Raw genomic sequence first — 16,542 nt, 5'->3', positions numbered from 1 at the left:
TTTACGAGTAGCGTTTTGATATCTATTAAAGGTGTCATTATGTCTCATTTAATCTCTGAAAATATTCATGTTATTGAAAATGATTTAGAAGCAATTCATGCAGCGTATCACGTTGCCGATTTTGCTTTGGAAGGTCGAAATGAACGTGATCAGAACCGCCTACTGCCTTTTGCAGAAATCGACTTATTCAGTCAGAAAGGTTTAGGCGGCATTCGTATTCCCAAAAAATTTGGCGGTGCCTACGTATCAAACAAGACGCTGGCGCAGGTTTTTCGCATTATCAACAAAGCAGATTCTAGCGTGGGCCAAATTCCACAAAACCAAATTGCCTTGCTATCTATGATTGACCTCATGGGAACGGATGAACAAAAAGCCTTTATTTTTAATGAAATTTTACAGGGAAAACGTTTAGCTAATGGTGGGCCAGAGCGCAACACTAAAGACACTAAAACCTTAAACACAACGCTGCGCATTGAAAATGGAAAGTATGTTGTTAATGGTGAAAAGTTCTATTCAACCGGCAGTAGTTTTGCAGATTGGTTGGCGATTAAAGCCGTTCACCCTGAAGGTCATGTTGTCCTGACCATCATTGATCGACACGCTACAGGCGTAGAAGTGATTGATAACTGGAATGGTTTTGGTCAGCGTACAACGTCTAGTGGCACCGTCAAACTAAACCATGTGGCAGTAGACCCCCTATTAATTTTTGATGAACGTAAGCTTTCTGCAGGGCCAACGTATCGAGGTGCCTTTTCACAATTGATGCAAGTCGCGATTGATGTCGGGATTGCGGAAGCTGCCTTTGCAGACACCCTTTCTGCGGTACAAAAAGCCCGTCCGATTGTGGATGCACAAGTTGAGAAAGCCAGTTTTGAGCCCTACACCCTACAAGAAGTGGGGAAATCTGCAGTTTTATTGGATGCTGCGATTTTACTTTTAGATGAAGCCGCAGATTACCTCGATGAATTAGATCAGCTTGATCAGGTGAGTGAACAACAAGCCGCTCTAGCTTCGATTCGTGTCGCTGAAGCTAAAATCTATGCCAATGATGCAGCCTTACAGATCTCTGAAAAACTCCTTGAATTAGGCGGCAGCCGTGCAAGTTTGAGTGCCCATAACCTTGATCAACACTGGCGCAATGCCCGAGTACACACCTTACATGATCCTGTGCGCTGGAAGCTGCATACCTTAGGCGACTATTACTTAAATCATAAATTACCTGCACGCCATGCGTGGATTTAAGGAGAATTCTGATGACCTCATTTCCAAATATTAATTCGCTACAGGCCGCATCAACAACACCTGCGCATATTATTCAGTCCGATGCAGAAGCACTTGAAATTGCAAAACAATTAGCTGAACAATTTAGAAAAAATGCCGTGCAACGTGATGCCGAACGCATACTGCCGTTTGATGAAATCGAGGCCTATAGTCAATCTGGTCTCTGGGCAATCACAGTTCCCAAGGCATTTGGCGGTGCCGAAGTTTCAAGTTATACCGTGGCGCAAGTGATTGCGCTTATGAGTGGTGTAGATGGCTCAATTGGGCAAATTCCACAAAACCATTTTTATGCATTGGAAGTATTACGAAACACCGGCACAACTGAACAAAAGCAAAAGCTTTATGCCGAAGTGCTTGCTGGCGCTCGTTTTGGCAATGCCTTAGCCGAGTTTAAAACCAAAACCGCTGCGCAAAAACAAACGTCGATTCGCCCTCATGACGATGGTTTTGTGGTGAATGGTGAAAAGTTTTATTGCACCGGCAGTTTATTTGCACATCGTATTCCCACATTGGTCAAAGACCAAGATGGTCGTGAATATTTAGCCTTTATTGCACGTGAAAGTACAGGTTTAGAGCTGATCGATGATTGGACAGGGTTTGGACAGCGCACCACGGGTAGCGGCTCTGTAAAATTTCACCAAGTTGCAGTTCCTGCCATAGATGTCATTCCCTTTGATCGGGCATTTACGGAGCCGACATTGGTTGGGCCATTTGCGCAAATTATGCATGCTGCGATTGAAGTCGGTATAGCCCGCGCAGCCTTTGAAGAAAGTTTAAGCCGCGTACACCAAGCTCGACCATGGATTGATTCAGGTCTTGATCTTGCAAGCGAAGATCCTTTAACCAAATACGAACTCGGTCGTATTGCCGCAGATGTCCGCGCCAGTGAGGTCTTGCTGAAACAAGCTGCTCGCTCCATCGATACTGCTCGCCCACAGCCCAATGCCGAAAACATCGCAAAAGCCTCATTAGATGTAGCGAAAGTGCGTGCGCATAGTACTGAAACTGCACTGAAAACGGCTTCAAAATTGATTGAGCTTGCAGGCAGCCGTGGCAGTCAGCGTGAAGATGGCCTAGATCGATTTTGGCGTAATGCACGTGTCCACACCTTGCATGATGCAGGGCGTTGGAAATATTTCTTCATTGCCAATTACCTCCTAAATGGCGTATTGCCCCCACGTCGAGGGACCTTGTAATGAGCGAAATCACCACAGCAGATACCCAATCACATACAGCCAAGAAAATTTTACTGAATGCCTTCGACATGAACTGTGTCGGCCATATCAATCATGGCTTATGGACCCATCCGCGCGATGAGTCACACCGCTTTAATGAACTGAGCTATTGGACCGATCTTGCCAAAACCTTGGAGCAAGGGCTGTTTGACGGGCTATTTATTGCGGATATCACTGGGGTCTATGATGTTTATGAAGGCAATATTGATCTCACACTTAAAGAGTCGATCCAACTGCCGAGCCATGACCCCAGCACCCTGATTTCTGCAATGGCTGCGGTCACTGAAAACTTAGGTTTTGGTGTAACAGTCAATTTGAGCTATGAAACGCCTTATCAATTTGCACGTCGATTTGCCAGCCTAGACCACCTGACCCAAGGTCGAATCGGTTGGAATATCGTGACTGGATATCTAGACAGTGCAGAACGCCTCATTGGGCAAAAAGGCTTGAAAGATCATGACCTACGCTATGAACAAGCTGAAGAGTTTTTGCGGCTTTGCTATAAGTTTTGGGAAGGCTCTTGGGAAAATGATGCGGTTCAAAAAGATAAAGCAAATCGCATCTTTAGCGACCCCAAAAAAGTACATGCCATTCAACACCAAGGCAAGTTCTATCAAAGCCAAGGGGTATTTCAAGTTTCTCCATCGATTCAGCGCACCCCTGTGTTGTATCAGGCCGGTGCTTCACCACGTGGCTTAGCTTTTGCCACACAACATGCGGAAGGCATGTTTATCGGTGCGGACAGCGCTGAAAAAGTCAAAAATCAGGTACAAAAAATTCGCAGCCAAACCGCAGCGCAAGGTCGTGACCCACAAGCCGTGAAACTCTTTGTTGGCATTACGGTAGTGACCGCAGAGACCGATGAGCTCGCCCAAGAGAAATTGGCTGAATACATTCGCTATGCCAACCCTGAAGCGGGACTGGCACACTTTTCCAGCTCGATTGGGATGAACCTCGCCAACTTTGCAGAAGATGAAGCCATTCCATATCAGCAGACCAATAGCATCGCATCGGTCAATCAAAAATTTAAAGAGCAAAAAATTACTCGCCAAGATTTGCATGCTCAGCACGTTCTAGGTGGGCGTTATCCGCTCTTTGTCGGGAGTGGCGCCAACGTTGCAAAGCAGTTGATTGATTATTTGGATGAAACTGGCATCGATGGATTTAATCTGACTCGCACCGTTGCACCTGAGTCACATCAAGATTTTATCCGTTTGGTCATTCCTGAATTACAGCAACGTGGTCGCTATAAAACTGCATATGACACCGGTAGTCTACGGCAAAAATTGTTTCAACAAGGTGACCATTTAGCAATGACACATCCTGCTCATCGCTACCGATGTCCCACTTCCGAAACATCTTCTCAGGCAACCCTTAAAAACGTTGAAACAGCATAAGCTGCATTTATAAAACAACATGTTAGACAAAAAATTTAATTATTTCGAAATATAGAGGTGTGCCATGGCACAAACAGCAAAATCTAAATTCACACTGATTGGTGTGATCGTAGCCATCTTGGTGATTAGCTTAGTTATTTGGAATCAACAAAAGAAAAGTCATCAAAGTGAATTGGTGATTGGGATTAGCCCATCTTTTGCTAAACCCTTACAAGTCGCTGCAGATGAAGCCAAGCAGCAAGGGCTGAATGTTAAATTGGTGGAATTTTCAGACTGGAATACCCCCAATATCACCCTAAACCACGGTGATATTGATGCAAACTTTTTTCAACATCAGCCGTTTCTAGACAATGCAAAAAAAGAAACGGATTTTAAAATCAAAGCCTTTGATGTCGGTGCTGCTACCCATGTCGGACTGTATTCAAAAAAGTATAAAAACTTTGCTGATTTACCCCATAAAGCCAAAGTGGTGATTCCGAATGATCCGGTCAATCAGGGCCGTGCCTTACAACTGTTACAGCAAGCCAAGCTCATTGAACTGAAACAGCCAGATAACTTTTTATCGACTTTAAATGACATTGCAGCGAATCCTAAACAGCTTCAATTTATTGAGGTGGAAGGCCCTCAAACGGCACGTGCAATTGATGATGTCGATCTGGCTTTTGGCTACCCACATTATTTACGTTTAGCAAAAACTGCCGATCCTGAAAATGCATTGTTATTTGACTCCAATACTGACAAACGTTTTGCCATCTTATTTGCCGTACGTGATGACTATGTAGATCATGATGATAAACTGCGTAAATTTGTCGATATTTATCAAAACTCACCTAAAGTTAAACAAGCATTGGACGCAGATTTTGGTGCAAAACTGTGGTTCCCTGGTTGGAAATAAGGAGTCACTCATGGTGAGTTTCGGTTCATCGGTTGAATTTGCCGTCCCCCATATCCAAATCAAAAATTTAAATAAATTTTATGATGTGCAAGGACAGCAGGTTCATGCCTTAAAAGATATCAATCTGAATATTCCACAAGGCAAAATATTCGGCATTATTGGGAAAAGCGGCGCGGGTAAATCTTCGCTGATTCGAACGCTGAATGGCTTAGAACAAATCAGTGATGGCAGTATTCACATCCATCAACAGGAATTATCTCGCTTAAATCATGCAGAGTTGATAGCCCTGCGTCAGCGTATTGGGATGATTTTTCAGCATTTTAATTTGATGTCTGCCAAAACCGTGTATGACAATATCGCGCTGCCCCTTAAAATCGCCAATTTCAGTCAAGCCGATATCGCTCAGCGAGTGAATGAAGTGCTGAAGTTGGTAGGTCTTGAAAATAAAGCAGCGCACTACCCTTCTCAACTTTCGGGCGGGCAAAAACAACGTGTCGGGATTGCACGAGCGTTAGTTCATCATCCGGAAATTTTACTCTGTGATGAAGCGACTTCTGCACTCGATCCTGAAAGTACTTCTGTTGTGCTGTCTTTGCTTAAAGAAATTAATCAAAAGCTTGGTATCACCATTGTGTTGATTACCCATGAAATGCAGGTCATTCGCGAGATTTGCGATCAAGTTGTGGTGATCGATCAAGGCGAAATTGTAGAAGCAGGACAGGTTTGGAAAGTGTTTTCTACGCCTCAGCAGCAGATCACACAAGAGTTACTCAACCTTGAACAACTTGATTTACCAAGCGACATTCAGCCACAACCGTCAGATTCAAATGATCAAATCATTTTAAAATTACGCTATGAATCGATACTACAACAGTCGCCAGACTTAAAGTTTATTTTTGATCAATTTCAGGCGCCAGTACATTTGTATCAAAGTCATATCGATAGTATTCAAGGGCATTTAATTGGCTCGTTGATTGTTGCTGTAGACCACAGCCATTTAGAGATCAACGCCTTATCTGAACAACTTAAACACCATATCGCACAGATTGAGGTACTTGGCTATGCACGACCAACTCATTGATTTACTGATTAGTGGAACCATTGATACTTTACTGATGGTCGGCGTTTCAGCTTTTGTGGCCTTTCTGATCGGCCTGCCTTTAGCGGTCGTATTGGTGTGTAGTGCTGAACACGGGATTTATCCTTCAAAAAGCCTAAACCACACCCTAGGTTGGTTGGTCAATATTACCCGTTCGGTACCTTTTCTTATTTTAATGGTGGCGCTCATTCCGCTCACGCGCTTTATTGTGGGCACCAGTTATGGCGTTTGGGCTGCCGTCGTGCCTTTAACCCTTGCGGCCACGCCTTTTTTTGCACGCATTGCAGAAGTGAGTTTACGTGAAGTCGATCAAGGTCTGATTGAGGCCGCTCAAGCCATCGGCTGTAATCGCAAACAAATCATTTGGCATGTGCTGCTCCCTGAAGCGCTTCCTGGCATCGTCGCGGGCTTTACCGTGACCTTGGTGACCATGATTAATTCTTCTGCCATTGCAGGGGCGATCGGTGCAGGTGGTTTGGGGGATATTGCTTATCGGTACGGTTATCAACGCTTTGATATGCAAATCATGCTGGCAGTGATAGTGGTCTTGGTCGCGATCGTGATGCTGGTTCAAGCCTGTGGAGATCACATTTCCAACCAATTGGATAAACGCAAAATTTAAAGATTTAAAGCGCCCCCGCTCGATAATTTTTCGTATTTCTTAAAAAAAATATGCCTCTATACATAAAAAAATACCCTAATCTGGATTAGGGTATTTTTCGATTAGATGCAAAAATGGATTCTGTTCAATCAGCATCTTTAGATCAAATTAATAAGTCACACGAACATAATCACGATATTCAGGTTTCCAGAAATTCTCTTCAATGGCCTGTTCTAGTACTTCAATGCTGACATTTGGCGCAACACCATCAGCAATCGCAGCTAATGCCACTTTCAATGCGATTTTCTTCGAAATATCCTGTAAATAATCCAAACTTGGCAATAAATCGGCATTTGGATCTGCCAATTTTGGTGAACAGTCTGCCAACGCCGTACTAGATGCCATCAGCATATTTTCCGTCACACGTTTCGCCCCAGATGCAATCACACCGAGACCAATCCCCGGGAAAATATAGGAGTTATTACACTGTGAAATCTGATGAATCTTGCCATGATAATTCACTGGTGCAAATGGACTGCCAGTCGCAATCAGGGCCTTACCTTTGGTCCACTCGATAATATCTGCAGGCACCGCTTCGACACGCGATGTTGGATTAGACAGTGGCAACACAATAGGCTGTTCACAATTCGCAGCCATCGTTTCAATGACCTCTTGGCTAAACAGTCCCGGTTGTCCCGAAACGCCAATCAATACAGTCGGTTTAGCATGTGTAACTACATCCAATAGCGAAATGACTGAATCTGCATTTGCCCAATGAGCAACGTTATCCGGTGCTTGCGCAAGTTTGCGTTGGAAATCTAAAAGATTCGGCTGATTTTCAGTAATTAAACCAAAGCGATCGACCATAAACACCCTCGCACGCGCTTGAGCATCGGTCAAGCCTTCCGCCACCATTTGCTTGATGATCTGTTCTGCAATCCCGCAACCTGCTGAACCTGCCCCTAGGAATGTGACGATTTGATCTTTGAGCTGCTTGCCTGCTGCACGTGATGCCGCAATTAAACTTCCGACAGACACCGCTGCTGTTCCTTGAATATCGTCATTGAAGCAGCAAATTTTATCGCGATATTTTTCCAATAAAGGCATCGCATTTTTTTGTGCAAAGTCTTCAAATTGAATCAGCGCTTTTGGCCAACGTTGTTGAATGGCTTTAATCACGTCATCGACAAATTGATAATATTCTTCACCGCTGATACGAGGCTGACTCCATCCCATATAAATCGGGTCATTCAACAGCTGTTGGTTATTGGTTCCGACATCTAAAGTAATCGGCAATGTATAAGCTGGACTGATCCCACCACATGCGGTGTACAGTGACAACTTACCAATTGGAATCCCCATCCCCCCAATGCCTTGGTCACCAAGGCCAAGAATACGTTCACCATCCGTAATAACGATCACTTTCACGTTCTTTTTATTCACGTTATGAATAATTTGGTCAATATGATCACGGTCAGGATATGAAATAAAGATCCCACGATGACGACGATAAATATCCGAGAAGCGCTGACAAGCCTCACCCACTGTTGGTGTATAGATGATTGGCATCATCTCACTGAGGTGATTTTCAATTAAGTGATAGAACAATGTTTCATTGGTATCTTGAATATTGCGCAGGTAGATATGCTTATTGATATCACTATTAAATGCACAATATTGCTGATAAGAACGCTGACTTTGCTCTTCAATGCTTTCTGTGACGTGTGGAATTAAACCGTGCAAATTAAAGCTCTTACGTTCATCTTCATTAAACGCAGAGCCTTTATTTAAAAGTGGGAGTTCTAAAAGTGTATTTCCGGCATAAGGAATATATAAAGGACGTTTCGTTTTCAAATTTTCACTAGGCATTATTTAACTCGTTTAATTAATCTTTTGTTTCGCACTGCAAAAAGCAAAATGTACAAAAGTGACTATCTCGTTATTTGTTATAGCCTATCCTGATTCGAGCGCTTTGGGGCATTTAATAAATTGATAGTAGTTTTAGTTAGATTTTATAATCTGATAACTCGATCATGCATCCAATCATTGCAACGCCTATTTTGGCTTAAACGTATACGACTTTTAGCGAATCTCAGAAAATAGCAAAAACAATTAATGATTAAATTTCAATCAATTAAATAATTTCAATACAAAGCCCTAAATTTGGTAGGTCTTTGGTAGGTGTGAATTTAAAACATCCCTCGCAATACTCAGTTTAGGTGAGTATCACCCATAACAAATGACAATGAATGGTAGAAGGAATCGCACCATGGCTTTTAAAAATATTGCAGATCAAACAAACGGTTTTTACATCCCTTGTGTTTCACTTTTTGGTCCCGGCTGCGCTAAAGAAATTGGCGCAAAGGCGCAAAATCTTGGCGCAAAGAAAGCGCTTATCGTGACCGATGCCGGTCTATACAAATTTGGTGTGGCAGACACCATTGCCGCATATTTAACTGAAGCTGGCGTAGAAAGTCATATATTCCCGGGCGCAGAACCCAACCCAACTGACACCAACGTACATAGCGGTGTAGATGCCTACAATGACAATGGCTGTGACTTTATTGTCTCTCTAGGCGGCGGCTCTTCTCATGACTGTGCCAAAGGCATTGGCTTAGTGACTGCGGGTGGTGGCCATATTCGTGACTATGAAGGCATCGATAAAAGTACAGTCCCAATGACTCCACTCATTGCGATTAATACCACCGCAGGTACGGCATCAGAAATGACCCGTTTCTGTATTATTACCAATACCGACACCCACGTTAAAATGGCGATTGTCGATTGGCGTTGTACCCCTCTTATCGCCATTGATGACCCGAAGCTGATGATTGCGAAACCTGCGGCGCTCACTGCAGCAACCGGTATGGATGCGTTAACGCATGCGGTCGAAGCTTATGTTTCTACAGCAGCCAATCCTATTACCGATGCTTGTGCTGAAAAAGCCATCAGCATGATCAGTGAATGGCTCAGCCCTGCCGTAGCCAATGGCGAAAACTTAGAAGCGCGTGATGCGATGAGCTATGCACAGTACTTAGCAGGGATGGCATTTAACAATGCATCTTTAGGTTATGTCCACGCGATGGCGCACCAACTCGGCGGCTTCTACAACTTGCCACATGGCGTATGTAATGCCGTGCTGTTACCACACGTTTGCGAATTTAACCTGATCGCCTGCCCTGACCGATATGCACGTATCGCGCAGCTCATGGGTGTGCCAACCGATGGTTTAACGGTGACTGAAGCGGCTTATGCAGCAATTGCAGCAATCCGTGAACTGTCTGCTTCGATTGGCATTCCATCGAGCCTTTCTGAACTTGGTGTGAAAGAACAAGACCTCAGCATCATGTCTGAAAATGCGCAAAAAGATGCCTGTATGCTCACCAACCCACGTAAAGCGACTCATGCTCAAGTGGTTGATATTTTCAAGGCAGCGCTTAAAGCCAATGCCTCTGTGGTCGACTTCAAAGCGGCCGTTTAAGTTAAGCCCTCAAAGGTCTTCATGTTTAAGTGACCTAAGTGCCTACATTACCCTTTGAGTCTGGTGATGTAGGCTCAACTGAATCCATTTCACTTTTTATTTCAGGGAAGCGACTATAGATTGGTCGCTTTCATACTGAGGTCACTCTTTTTTAGTCGGTAAAACAGCATCGATTATTCATTTGACAAAAGCTCATGACTCATCAAGGATAAAGCATAATGTCCAATAATATTAATGAGTATAATAATGAGCCATTCACCAATTCAGTATCAGCCTGACATTTTGGGCGCAGGCTATGAACAAGCCACGCTGACCTTCCCGGATGATTATGAAGGCCCAGTGGTTGCCACACTGGTTCGCAAAAAAGCCACGGCTCCTACCTCCAAAGCGGTGCTCTATATCCATGGTTTTATCGATTATTTTTTCCAAACCGAAATGGCGGAACGCTTCAATCAGCACGGTTTCGACTTTTATGCCTTAGATTTAAGAAAATATGGTCGCTCAATCCGCCCGCATCAAAAATACTATAATGTGCATGCACTGTCTGAATACGATGCCGAAATAGATCAAGCCCTAACGATCATTGCTGATGAAGGTCATGATGCCTTGCTGCTCTGTGGTCATTCTACCGGTGGCTTAACCACCACTTTGTATGCGGCGCATCATCAAAATCATCCTTTAATTCAAGCCCTTTGGGTTAACAGCCCATTTTATGATTTCAACATGAATCCAGTGAAACGCGCACTGGGTATTCCACAGCTGAGTAAATTGGCAAAGACTTTTCCAAATCTAAAATTCCCAAGTGAACTAAATAAATGGTACACCGCCAGCTTACACCGTGAACTCAAGGGTGAATGGAGCTTCAATTTAGACTGGAAAAAGACCCGCTATCCAATGGTGTATTTAAGTTTTGTACGGACAATTTATGAGGCTCAAAAGGAAATTCATCAAGGTGTGACGATTGATGTACCGGTATTAGTGATGCATTCACATCAAACTAAAAATCCCAAAAAATGGGGTAAAGCAGCGCAGACCAGTGATGTGATTTTGGGTGTAAAAGATATCCAAAAATATGCCAAAAAAATTCAAGGCGATGTCACCATTCAAAGTATCCAAAATGGTTTACATGACTTAGTCCTTTCTGAGAAATCAGCACGCGAACAAGTCTATACCCAGCTCTTTCAATGGCTGGCCAATAAAGGCCTTTAATAGCCTGTATGACATTGCAACTTACTGTTTTAATTTCAACAAGGTCTGATGTACGGGATGTGATCTCGGCATCAGCTCAATCAGGCGTTCAACCGCATCAATGGCTTCAGGAAAACGCGCGACATGCTTGAGCAGAACATCCGTTTCTTTGGCATTAAAAATCGCTTGGCTCAAGCGTGACTCAAGACAATCACGCCATGCCCCTAAAAATGGGCTTTCAGTTTTAGCCAAGAAAACCCCTGAACACAGTTTTAATGCAGAATCGAGATAACCTGCATCTAAAGCTTGCTCGGCTTGTAAAAAGTCGGCTTCGACTTGCGCCAATAAGCGATAGGGTCTTGAGCCTAACATGCCACCCAAAATATCGCGTAGCTGCGACATTTCCGCTTTTAAAGTCCCAACACTCACCTTACGTTCACCATATAAGGCTTGATGCAAAGTATCTAAGGTCATGCCTTGCGGACATAGCGCCAAGATGGTCAAAATTTCTATTTGCCGCGGGGTCAGCACCATCACTTTGCCATTAAATAACACTTGCGGCACAGCAAAGGCCCGAATATACAAATGCTGTTTTTGAAAATCGAGTAAAGCCGATTGAATAATCGAAGCGCAGCGTTCAGCCGCAAGTAGCCCTAAACTATTGTGGTTTTTCCACACGGTGGATAAATCAACCACGCCCAAAATTTGCTGCGTATGTGGATCGATAATCGGTGCTGCATAGCAGACCCATTCATGTACTGATGGCATGTAATGTTCATTTGAAAACACACAACTCGACTGTTGGGTTTTTAAAGACAACGCTAATGCATTGGTGCCGACCAATTCTTCGCGCCATTGCCCACCTGCAATAAAATGTACACTTTCCGCAGCACTTTGCATTTGCCGACTCGACGCACTCCAAATAATCGTGCTACCCACATCACCCACAGCAAGTACCATCGACGACTGTTCGGCAATGTGTTTTAAATCTTCGGCACAATGTTGTAAGGCATGATGCAATGCCGACTGTTGTTGACTCTGAGGACTTAAATTCACCAAAGGCGCAGCACTCCGGTTTTCCGGAATTTCAGCCTGCGCCGATCGCTGCCAAGAGCTTGCAATGCTCTCATTCAATTGCGAAGTTTGCTGCTTTGACAGACTCATGCCCTGCCTTAACCGTTCGACATTCTGTCGTTTTTCAGATAAATCCTTCTGTATCATCATTCATTATTCTCACAACAATTCATGACTAAAAATCCGTTTCCCGGCTTTTGTTTTTAAGACTGAAAAAAAATATTGTAAACCTTCTTGTCTCCAACCTTTTTCCAACCTTATACAGGCTATGCTAATCAAATAATGTACAAAAGTACCTTATACCAAAGCTGTAGATTGCCACAGATGGGCAGCCCAACAAGATCATAATAAACAAGCAAAGGAAAATTCATATGCGTTATGTCGATCCTAATCAACCCGGTTCAAAAGTTCAGTTTAAAGCTCAGTATGAAAACCTGATTGGTGGCCAATGGGTCGCGCCAGTGAAAGGTGAATACTTTGAAAATATCTCCCCTGTAGACGGTAAAGTTTTTACCAAAGTGCCACGTTCTTCTGCTGAAGATATCGAACTGGCTTTGGATGCAGCGCATAAAGCCAAAGCCCAATGGAACGCCTCTTCCCCAACGACACGCTCAAATATTTTATTAAAAATTGCCGATCGACTTGAAGAAAACCTAGAGCTCCTTGCAGTTGCAGAAACATGGGACAACGGTAAACCGATTCGTGAAACCTTAGCCGCTGATATTCCACTGTGTATTGATCATTTCCGTTATTTTGCAGGCTGTATCCGTGCCCAAGAAGGCGGTATTTCTGAAATTGATGAAAATACCATTGCGTACCATTTCCATGAACCACTTGGTGTGGTCGGTCAAATTATTCCGTGGAACTTCCCAATCTTGATGGCTGCTTGGAAACTTGCTCCAGCATTGGCTGCGGGAAACTGCATCGTGTTGAAACCTGCGGAGCAAACGCCTGTCAGCATCTTGGTCTTGGCTGAACTCATTCAAGACCTACTCCCACCGGGCGTGCTGAATATTGTGAATGGTTATGGTGTTGAAGTCGGTCGTCCATTGGCGACCAATCCACGCATCTCAAAAATCGCCTTCACAGGTTCAACCGCTGTCGGTCAAATGATCATGCAATATGCGACTGAAAATATCATTCCTGTGACTTTAGAACTTGGTGGAAAATCACCAAATATCTTCTTTGAAGACATCATGGACAAAGACGATGAGTTCTTAGATAAAACACTCGAAGGTTTTGCCATGTTTGCGCTCAACCAAGGTGAAATTTGCACATGTCCATCACGTGCATTGGTACAAGAAAGCATTGCAGATAGATTCTTGGAAATGGCGGTTGAGCGTGTGAAACGTATTAAGACGGGTCATCCACTCGATACCGATACCATGATTGGTGCACAGGCATCGCAAGAGCAGCAAGACAAAATTTTAGGCTGTATCGCTACAGGTAAAAATGAAGGTGCACAGCTCATTACTGGTGGTGATCCACGCAATGAAGTCGGTACAGGTTTCTATATTGAACCAACCATTTTCAAAGGCACCAATGACATGAAGATTTTCCAAGAAGAAATCTTCGGCCCTGTGCTTTCAGTTGCCACCTTTAAAGACTTCGACGATGCCATCAAAATTGCCAATGACACGATTTATGGTCTCGGTGCAGGTGTTTGGTCACGTTCAGCGCATACTTCTTACCGTGCAGGCCGTGCGATTCAGGCGGGCCGTGTTTGGACCAACTGTTATCACATTTACCCTGCACACGCAGCATTCGGTGGCTACAAAAAATCAGGGATCGGCCGGGAAAACCACAAAATGATGTTGGATCATTACCAACAAACCAAAAACCTATTGGTGAGCTATGACACCAAGCCGATGGGCTTCTTCTAAGCAGCGTTGAACAATACATAAGATAAAAAAGCGAACTTCGGTTCGCTTTTTTTGTTAGAAGCCGCTTCAAAGAATTCATTAAAATTTCTTTTAAAAAGCTGCAAATTTTCTTATGCTTGCTAAACAAATAACTTTATTAATTAAAAACATTTAAATAGCTATGAAATATTGTGTCTCCTGTGGAGAAAAAGCATTAGTACAACATCACTTTTGTAGTGCCTGTGGTCATTCATTTGGTGATCAAGTGTCAGAAAAACCTAAGCAAGCACGTTATCCAGCATTTGTGCCCAACCAAGATGATATTTCGACCTATGAACATCATCTCAAATACTTAAACAAATTAAGCTCTTTCCAAAGCAAAGTATTCTATCTTTTCTTCTTTGGTGCTTTCGCGGTCATGTTTTTTACTTTCACAAGTGTATTTTCAGGTTGGGCGTCTGTTTCCAAAGCATTTGAATCTATATGGCTATTTCCTTTTTGTATCATCAGTTGTATTGCCATAAAATTTACAAGTTTGGACTATTGGCTTGCTAAACAAATTTATGGTCGAAATTATCGTTATAAAGACAATGGATTAAGACTCGTTTACCAAGAGCTACCAAGCGCTAAAAATCATAAAGATGAATTTATCTGTATCTTTTGCGGCAATAAACGATTCTTTCGTAAAGGTATTTATGCAAGCGATTCATGCACCGTAAATTGCACCAAATGTCAGCATTATTTATATACGGAATAAAGCTTAAGTTTTTTAAGTTAGTACCCCAAAAATAAGACTCAATACAAATGAAAGCTGAGTAAAAGTAGATGTAAGTAAGACAATCAGCCATGATCCATTCTATAATTCCACTTACATCTACAATGACTTCTGCATTCCCGCCCTAAAACTGGTGCTCATATTCAGTAGCATTCACTCAAGTATTCGTCCAATTAGGCTGATCGTGATGAAGCCTGTAAAGCCGCCTCAACAAAATGTAAATGATCGACACCCCAATATAACTCATCATCGACAAACCAACTTGGCGCCCCAAACACACCCCGTTCAATAGCTTCTTCGGTCACCACTTTCAGCTCAGATTTGACTTTTTCATCATCCAACCACTGTTTCACTTGTTCTGCACCTAGCCCCAGTTCTTGCATGAGTTGCATGAAGGTGGTGAGATCATTTAAATTGCGTGGCTGACCAAACATCGCGTTAAAAATACCCGTCAATACTTTCAGAAACTCTTCAGACTGAAATAACTGGACTGCGGTTATCAAACGCATCAACTGCAAAGTATTGATTGGAAAATACGGATTCATCTGTACGGGAATCTGCCATAGATCTGACCAGCGCTTAAGATCCCGCATGGAATAGCGTGCCTTTGCAGGCACAGCCATCGGACTACTGTTGCCAGTAGCTTTAAACACCCCACCCAATAGCATCGGTTTCCAGATAATCTCTGCCTGATATTGCTCAGCAATGTGCTGAATACGGTGAAATCCGATGTAGCTATATGGACTGCCAACATCAAAATAAAACTCGATTACTTTCATTTTTTTTCGTCCTTTTTTGCTTATTTTCCTAATATTTTTAAATCAGTGCTTACCAATGTTCCATCCATGGTCGCAGATCTAATTCATGCGTCCATGCATCCCGTGGTTGCTGTGAGAGATGCCAATAATTTTCCGCAATATGTACTGGATTTAAAATACCATCTTGCTCTTTTTTAGCATAAAGATCAGGGAATGTATCTTTGATAAAATCGGTATCAATTGCACCATCAACCACTACATGTGCCACATGAATATTTCTTGGTCCAAGTTCACGTGCCATGCTTTGTGCCAATGCCCGCAACGCATGTTTTGCCCCTGCAAATGCTGCAAATCCTGCCGCACCACGTGTCCCAGCGGTTGCCCCTGTAAAAATAATCGTGCCTCGTTCACGTGTCACCATGCGTTTTGCCACTTCCCGACCCGTTAAAAATGCCGAGAAACATGCCATCTCCCATATTTTGAAATATTTACGTGCGGTTTCTTCCAAAATACTACAAGGGACGTTGGCACCAATATTAAAGACCATGACCTCAATCGGGCCAATGTTTGATTCGATATGCTCGATGAGTTCAATCACTTGCTCTTCTTTTCGAGCATCCGAACCAAAGCCAAAAGCAGTCCCTCCCTGCGCTTGAATTTCAGCTATTGAGGGCTGTAATTTGTCTGCATTTCGTCGTGTCATACAGGCAATATAACCCTCTCGGGCAAAACGCTTAGCTATTTCACCACCAGTTGCATCACCTGCACCAATCACTAAAGCGACTTTTGACGAAGTCCGATTGAGTTGTTGCATAGTCTCACTCCATTACTGTTTTATTTTTATTCCATGCTCATTTTATTTAAGCGTCGGTTTTAAACCACACATTATTAAATAA

14 protein-coding genes are annotated in these 16,542 nt (G+C 43.2%); 10 read left to right on the top strand and 4 right to left on the bottom strand.

Annotation, left to right across the window (positions count from 1 at the left end):
* Positions 1-15: 15 nt before the first annotated feature.
* The 6 genes from MST18_RS00520 to MST18_RS00495 all read left to right on the top strand — a co-directional run bounded on the left by MST18_RS00520 (position 16) and on the right by MST18_RS00495 (position 6,529).
* Complete coding sequence (locus MST18_RS00520) at positions 16-1,242, top strand: SfnB family sulfur acquisition oxidoreductase (RefSeq protein ID WP_180133311.1); 1,227 nt, start codon at positions 16-18, stop codon at positions 1,240-1,242.
* Positions 1,243-1,253: 11 nt separating this feature from the next.
* Entirely contained in the window at positions 1,254-2,477 is a 1,224-nt protein-coding gene (locus tag MST18_RS00515; RefSeq protein WP_180133312.1) for an SfnB family sulfur acquisition oxidoreductase, read from the top strand.
* Positions 2,477-3,913 (top strand): LLM class flavin-dependent oxidoreductase, encoded by a 1,437-nt coding sequence (locus tag MST18_RS00510; protein ID WP_180133313.1) that lies wholly within the window; start codon positions 2,477-2,479, stop codon positions 3,911-3,913. Before MST18_RS00515 ends, MST18_RS00510 begins: the two co-directional genes overlap by 1 nt.
* A gap of 64 nt (positions 3,914-3,977) precedes the next feature.
* Positions 3,978-4,808 (top strand): MetQ/NlpA family ABC transporter substrate-binding protein, encoded by an 831-nt coding sequence (locus MST18_RS00505; protein WP_180133314.1) that lies wholly within the window; start codon positions 3,978-3,980, stop codon positions 4,806-4,808.
* Positions 4,809-4,818: 10 nt separating this feature from the next.
* Positions 4,819-5,889: a methionine ABC transporter ATP-binding protein gene (locus MST18_RS00500; RefSeq protein WP_180133315.1), complete on the top strand. Its 1,071-nt coding sequence runs from the start codon at positions 4,819-4,821 to the stop codon at positions 5,887-5,889.
* Complete coding sequence (locus MST18_RS00495) at positions 5,870-6,529, top strand: methionine ABC transporter permease (RefSeq protein WP_078191524.1); 660 nt, start codon at positions 5,870-5,872, stop codon at positions 6,527-6,529. Before MST18_RS00500 ends, MST18_RS00495 begins: the two co-directional genes overlap by 20 nt.
* A 147-nt stretch (positions 6,530-6,676) precedes the next feature.
* Here MST18_RS00495 and MST18_RS00490 read toward each other — a convergent pair whose 3' ends face one another.
* Positions 6,677-8,377, bottom strand: coding sequence for an NAD-dependent malic enzyme (locus MST18_RS00490; protein ID WP_078194067.1), 1,701 nt, complete (start codon positions 8,375-8,377; stop codon positions 6,677-6,679).
* 400 nt (positions 8,378-8,777) lie between these two features.
* Here MST18_RS00490 and MST18_RS00485 point away from each other — a divergent pair, with 400 nt between their 5' ends.
* Together MST18_RS00485 and MST18_RS00480 are read left to right on the top strand one after the other, a co-directional pair.
* Positions 8,778-9,989, top strand: coding sequence for an iron-containing alcohol dehydrogenase (locus MST18_RS00485; RefSeq protein WP_180123833.1), 1,212 nt, complete (start codon positions 8,778-8,780; stop codon positions 9,987-9,989).
* 246 nt (positions 9,990-10,235) lie between these two features.
* Positions 10,236-11,198: an alpha/beta hydrolase gene (locus MST18_RS00480; RefSeq protein WP_180133316.1), complete on the top strand. Its 963-nt coding sequence runs from the start codon at positions 10,236-10,238 to the stop codon at positions 11,196-11,198.
* A 21-nt stretch (positions 11,199-11,219) separates the two neighbouring features.
* Here the strand turns inward: MST18_RS00480 and MST18_RS00475 are convergent, their stop codons facing one another.
* Complete coding sequence (locus tag MST18_RS00475; RefSeq protein ID WP_078191528.1) at positions 11,220-12,401, bottom strand: transcriptional regulator; 1,182 nt, start codon at positions 12,399-12,401, stop codon at positions 11,220-11,222.
* A gap of 221 nt (positions 12,402-12,622) precedes the next feature.
* Between MST18_RS00475 and MST18_RS00470 the strand changes: the two genes are divergently transcribed.
* The gene (locus MST18_RS00470; protein ID WP_078194071.1) at positions 12,623-14,134 is read left to right on the top strand and encodes an aldehyde dehydrogenase family protein; all 1,512 of its coding nucleotides are present in this window, start codon (positions 12,623-12,625) and stop codon (positions 14,132-14,134) included.
* A gap of 244 nt (positions 14,135-14,378) precedes the next feature.
* Positions 14,379-14,870: a hypothetical protein gene (locus tag MST18_RS00465; RefSeq protein ID WP_180133317.1), complete on the top strand. Its 492-nt coding sequence runs from the start codon at positions 14,379-14,381 to the stop codon at positions 14,868-14,870.
* Between the two features lie 191 nt (positions 14,871-15,061).
* Here the strand turns inward: MST18_RS00465 and MST18_RS00460 are convergent, their stop codons facing one another.
* Together MST18_RS00460 and MST18_RS00455 are read right to left on the bottom strand one after the other, a co-directional pair.
* Positions 15,062-15,667, bottom strand: coding sequence for a 2-hydroxychromene-2-carboxylate isomerase (locus tag MST18_RS00460; protein ID WP_180133318.1), 606 nt, complete (start codon positions 15,665-15,667; stop codon positions 15,062-15,064).
* Positions 15,668-15,716: 49 nt separating this feature from the next.
* Positions 15,717-16,460 carry an SDR family oxidoreductase gene (locus MST18_RS00455; protein ID WP_180133319.1) on the bottom strand — a complete coding sequence of 248 codons (744 nt, stop codon included), beginning with the start codon at positions 16,458-16,460 and terminating at the stop codon, positions 15,717-15,719.
* Between the last annotated feature and the right edge of the window lie 82 nt (positions 16,461-16,542).

This window comes from Acinetobacter sp. YH12068_T, from assembly GCF_024606005.1.
Lineage (GTDB): Bacteria > Pseudomonadota > Gammaproteobacteria > Pseudomonadales > Moraxellaceae > Acinetobacter > Acinetobacter amyesii.
The sequence above is the reverse complement of the archived record's forward strand: the minus strand, read 5'-3'. Positions and strand labels throughout refer to the sequence as shown.